This window comes from Streptomyces sp. NPDC053673, from assembly GCF_055585225.1.
In genome coordinates, this window is the sequence record NZ_JBVJKN010000075.1 from 1 (window position 1) to 4,779 (window position 4,779).

The window sequence follows — 4,779 nt, forward strand, 5'->3', positions numbered from 1 at the left end:
ACCCGGCCGAGACGCGCGAGGTGCTCATCCGCTCCCTCGCCATGCTCCGCACCAAGCACGCCGACCTGCCGTCGCGCAAGCACGGCAACCCCCCGCAGTAACCCACAAGGAGAACGCTGCACATGACCATGCCCGCCGAGTCCCTGCTCCGCGTAGAGAAGGGCCACGCCGACCCCGAGGAGCTGGCCGCGATCACGGCCGTCCTCCTGGCTCGCGCCGCCGCGCAGCCGGCCGCTCCGGCCCGCGGCCGCAGCACCGCCGGGTGGCGCCGCCTGGAGCGCCAGTCCGGCTTCCGCGCACCGCACAGCTGGCAGGGCTGACGCCCGTCGGCCATCGCATCGAGGCCCCCGCTCGCCCCACCGCGAGCGGGGGCCTCGCGCAATTCACGGTGCTCGCACGCACGGTGGCCGACACGGCCGTCGCCCCCGCACGCACCACGACGGCGGTCGGCACCGGAGAGATCCGGTGCCGACCGCCGTCTCTGCCGTGGGCCGTAGGCTATGCAGCCGCCTCCGCCGCCCGCTTGAGGTCCCTCAGCCAGGCGACCAGCGACTGGTCCAGTGCCGCACGCATGCCCTCCGGGTCCGCGTCGACGGGCGCGCCCGACCAGGACTCCTCCGTGACGACCCTCGTGCCGCCGTTCTCCGCGGGCTCCAGGGTCCAGTGGTGGACCCCGTCGATGCCGGAGGTGGGACCGCCCCAGGCGATGTGCCGGAAGGGCTCCAGCGCCGAGACCGTCGACGTGATGTCCAGCCCGTGGGTGAGCCAGCGGAACGAGGCGCCGACCGCCGGCTCACCGCTGAGTTCCGCGGTGTCGATTCCCGTGTTCCACGTGGGCCAGGCGTTGATGTCGGTGTGGAGGTGCCAGACGGTCTCGACCGGCGCGTCGATCGTGATCTCGTGTCGGGTCGTGATCATGCCGCACCACCCAGGGTCCCGACGCTGCCCGCGATGTCGGCGTCGGCGATCCAGGAGCCGTGGATGCCGGACGGGACACGGCGCGGTAGTTCGACCGTGGCGACGGGGGCGCCCGACGGCGCGGACGCGTCCAGGATCAGCAGCTGCGAGGCGTCCTGGTCCAGATCGCTGACGACGGTGAGCAGATAGCCGTCGTCCTCACGCGTCCCACCCTGCGCCGGTACGAAGACGGCCTCCCCGGGCATCCGGCCGCGGCCCATGGGCACCAGCTCCCGGGCACCGGAGCGGTGATCGTGCTTGGCGATGGCGTACTCGCTCAGACCGGGACCGGGGAAGGCGACGGAGTAGCTGAAACGGTGCGGGAGACCGGTCAGATCCTCATTGATCGTGGGGAACTCGGTGACGAGGTCGTCGACCGCCTCCTCGCTCGCGATGCCGGTCGCCGGGTCGAGGATCCAGCGGTGGCCGGTCGCGCCGACCATCGGCTGCGGCGCGTAACCGGGCGCGCCGATCCACCACTTCCAGGTCTGCTCCCAGGCACCGCGGTCGTAGCGGGGGCCGGTCAGAACGAACCGGCCGCGCTCGTCCTCGTAGGCGTTCGCCACATGCAGCAGCGCGCCCGGCTCGACCTCGAACCACTTCACCACCGCGGGCCCGGACCGCGGCATGACGCCGATGCGCGGGGTGTAGGAGTCGCTCCAGCGGTACGGGATCCCGGAGCGCTCCGCCGGGTTGAACACGATGGGCAGGTCGAGCCAGACGACGTGCCGCTGTGTGATGGCGAAGTCGTGCATCAGGGAGGGGCCGGCTCCGTCGATGATCTCGGCACGGACGATCTCGCCCTTGGCGTCGGCGACGTAGTACGTCAGGTGGGGCGGAAAGGGTCCGTAGCCGAAGAAGTGCAGCTCACCGGTGACCGGGTCGGTCTTCGGGTGCGCGGTCATCGCGGTCTTCAGCCTGCCGCCGAAGTCGAACACGCCGACGGTGTCGAGCTCGGACGTCAGCTCGTACGGCAGGTTCACCTCCTGCAGCGCGAGGATGCGGCCCGCGTGCTCGATGACGTGGGTGGCGGCGTCGCTGGCCGTGAGGTCGGGGACGCCGTCCGCGCCGATGTACGGGACGCCGTCGAGGGCGGGCGTGCGGACCCAGCGGTTCCGGTACCACTCGGCGCGGCCCTCCCGCAGGCGCAGACCGTGGATCATTCCGCTGCCCTTGAACCAGTGGGTGGGTGTGGAGCCGGGCTTGGGGTTGTGGCCGTTGCGGAAGTAGCGGCCGCTCAGCTCGGGCGGGATGGTGCCGTGGACGGTCAGCTCGTGTGAGGTGATCTCGTCGACGACGGGGGTGTAGTGCCCGGAGACGTACGGCTTGGTGATGGACTCGATGGTCATGACTGCTTCCTCCGGTTGATCGTGAACGTGGTGGTGCAGGTGGCCAGCGCGGCGAGTGCCGCGGCGGTTGCGAAGGCGGCGCCGTGGTCGGCCGCCGCGGGGGCGATGGCGGTCATCAGGGCGAGGCCCAGTGCCCCGCCGAGCTGCCGGGTGGTGTTGATCAGGCCGCCGGCGATTCCCGAGTCGGCCGCCGGCACGCCTTCGGCGGACAGCGCGGTGAGCCGTACGAAGGCGACCCCGAGGCCCGCGCCGATGAGCAGTGAGGGGCCGAGGAGATGGACGGCGAACGAGCCGTCGCCCGGTGCCCGGGACAACCACACGAGTCCGAGGGTGAGAACGGCGAGCGCGGCGGGAGTTCCGGCACGGGCGGGCAGCCGGGACGCGAGCACGGAACCGGCGACGACCGTGAGAGCGAGCGGGAGCTGCGTGAGCCCGGCGGCCAACGGGCCGTATCCGAGGATCCGTTGCTGATACAGCGGCAGGAAGTAGAACAGGCCCACCCAGACCGCGCCGAGCAGTGTCATGGCGATGTTGGCTGCGGCGACCCTGCCGGTACGCAGCAGCCGCGGCGGTACGAGGGGCGTGCGGGCCCTGACCTGCCGTACGGCGAAGAGGGCAAGGAGGCCCACTCCGGCCACCCCCGCGACGAGGTGCCGCGCGGCGAGGGCGTAGGCGAGTGCGGTGAGCCCGGCGATCGAGGTGACCGCGCCGAGGATGTCGACCTCGCCGCCGATGGGCCTGGTGGCCGGTACGAGGGCGAGCGTCGCGGCGAGGGATGCGGCCGTGACCGGCACGGAGACGAGGAACACCGCCGGCCAGCCGTACAGTTCGGTGAGCACCCCGCTCATCAGCACCCCGGCAGCACCGCCCGCCCCGGATACCGCGCCCCACGCCCCGAGCGCTCTGCCCCTGCCGGGTCCCGGCGGGAACACGGTCAGGAGCAGGGCGAGCGCGGCGGGCGCGAGGAGCGCGGCACCCGCGCCCTGCACCGCACGGGCCGCGATGAGGACCGGCGCCGAGGGGGCGAGAGCCGATGCCAGTGCGGCGAGCCCGAACACGGCCATGCCTGCGGTGAACACCCGGCGGCGGCCCAGCAGATCGGAGAGCCGTCCACCGAGCAGCAGCAGCGCGCCGAAGGCCAGGACGTACGCGTTGACCACCCAGGAGAGCGCGGTGGGGGACATCTGCAGGCCGTCGCGGATCGACGGCAGTGCCACATTCACGATCGAAGTGCTCAGTACGACGAGGAACTGCGCCGTCGTGAGCGCCGCGAGAGCGGGGCCCCGGCGTACCGCCCGTACTCCCCGGGCTCCGTCCGCTTCCTCCGAGCTCGCTGCTTCCTCGGCTCCTGCTGCTTCCTCTGCTTCCGATGGCCGTGCCGTCATCGCTGTCATCCCTCCTCCTCAGGTAAGAGTGGTTAATCACTCACTGCTTGGGTCGAAGAAGAGGCCACGTCGCCGCGGCCGTCCCTCGGGGGTGCTTCAGTAGTGGCGGAGGCCTGCCAGTAGCGTCCTCGTCCACGGTGCGTCCAGCTCCGTCGCGCCGATGGAGACCACGACATTGCAGAGAAAGCCCCTGGCGAAGAAAGCCTGGACCAGCTCGTCCGATGCGCCGGAAGCGGACCGTACGTACTCCACCAGTCGCGCGTACAGCGCCTGCACCGCCGACTGGATCGCCGGCTCGCTCGCCGCGCAGTTCGCGTGCATCAGGACCCTGAGCAGGTCGTCCCGGTCCGCGATCAGATGCGCGTACGCATCGCCCATGGCGTCCAGCACGGCAGCCGGCTCGGCGCTCGCGGTCTCCGCGGCCGCCTCGGCCAGCCGCTCCCGGATCAGCCGGGAGCAGTTCTCGACGACGGCCACGAACAGTGCTTCCTTGTCGGGGAAGAGCCGGTACAGATACGCCTGGGAGATCCCGGCGCCCCTGGCCACCTCGGTCGTGGAGGTGCCGTAGTACCCGCGGGCCGCGAAGACCCGTGCCGCGGTGGCCAGGACCTCGCCGCGGCGCGCGTCGGCCGTGGAGAGCTGTCGCGTCCTTGTCGTTGCCATATGAGTAATAAACCACTCACACTTTGGGGTGTCAACTCCCGGGCAACGGTTGCCCACCGGACCGGACCTACCCGAAAGGGCCCCGTACTCCGGCAGGAGTGCGGGGCCCTTTCCTTACGGCCGGACAGGGATCCGGACACGGCCTACCGCAGGCGGGCCATGAGTGCGTGTTCGACGAGGGTGATGAGGGCGCTCTTGGCGTCGGCGCGGTGGCGGGCGTCGGTGGTGATGATCGGTGCGTCGGGGCCGATCTGGAGCGCTTCGCGGACTTCGTCGGGGGTGTAGGGCTGGTGTCCGTCGAAGCCGTTGAGGGCGATGACGAAGGGGAGGCCGCTGTTCTCGAAGTAGTCGACTGCGGGGAAGCAGTCGGCGAGTCTGCGGGTGTCGACGAGGACGACGGCGCCGATGGCGCCGCGGACGAGGTC

General features: G+C 71.3%; 6 protein-coding genes. 1 reads left to right on the plus strand and 5 read right to left on the minus strand.

The genetic code is table 11. From position 1 onward, the window contains the following. Positions 1-122 precede the first annotated feature (122 nt). Entirely contained in the window at positions 123-320 is a 198-nt protein-coding gene (locus ACZ6ZQ_RS38265) for an acyl-CoA carboxylase subunit epsilon (protein WP_469773152.1), read from the plus strand. 178 nt (positions 321-498) lie between these two features. Here the strand turns inward: ACZ6ZQ_RS38265 and ACZ6ZQ_RS38270 are convergent, their stop codons facing one another. The 5 genes from ACZ6ZQ_RS38270 to ACZ6ZQ_RS38290 all read right to left on the minus strand — a co-directional run. Continuing rightward, positions 499-918, minus strand: coding sequence for an SRPBCC family protein (locus ACZ6ZQ_RS38270; protein WP_469773153.1), 420 nt, complete (start codon positions 916-918; stop codon positions 499-501). Beyond that, positions 915-2,306: a carotenoid oxygenase family protein gene (locus tag ACZ6ZQ_RS38275; protein WP_469773154.1), complete on the minus strand. Its 1,392-nt coding sequence runs from the start codon at positions 2,304-2,306 to the stop codon at positions 915-917. Before ACZ6ZQ_RS38275 ends, ACZ6ZQ_RS38270 begins: the two co-directional genes overlap by 4 nt. Then, entirely contained in the window at positions 2,303-3,691 is a 1,389-nt protein-coding gene (locus tag ACZ6ZQ_RS38280; protein ID WP_469773155.1) for an MFS transporter, read from the minus strand. Before ACZ6ZQ_RS38280 ends, ACZ6ZQ_RS38275 begins: the two co-directional genes overlap by 4 nt. A gap of 96 nt (positions 3,692-3,787) precedes the next feature. Further along, positions 3,788-4,354, minus strand: a complete 567-nt coding sequence (locus tag ACZ6ZQ_RS38285; protein ID WP_469773156.1) for a TetR/AcrR family transcriptional regulator — start codon at positions 4,352-4,354, stop codon at positions 3,788-3,790. Between the two features lie 143 nt (positions 4,355-4,497). Beyond that, positions 4,498-4,779: ATP/GTP-binding protein (locus tag ACZ6ZQ_RS38290; protein WP_469773157.1), on the minus strand; the 282-nt coding region annotated here is incomplete at its 5' end.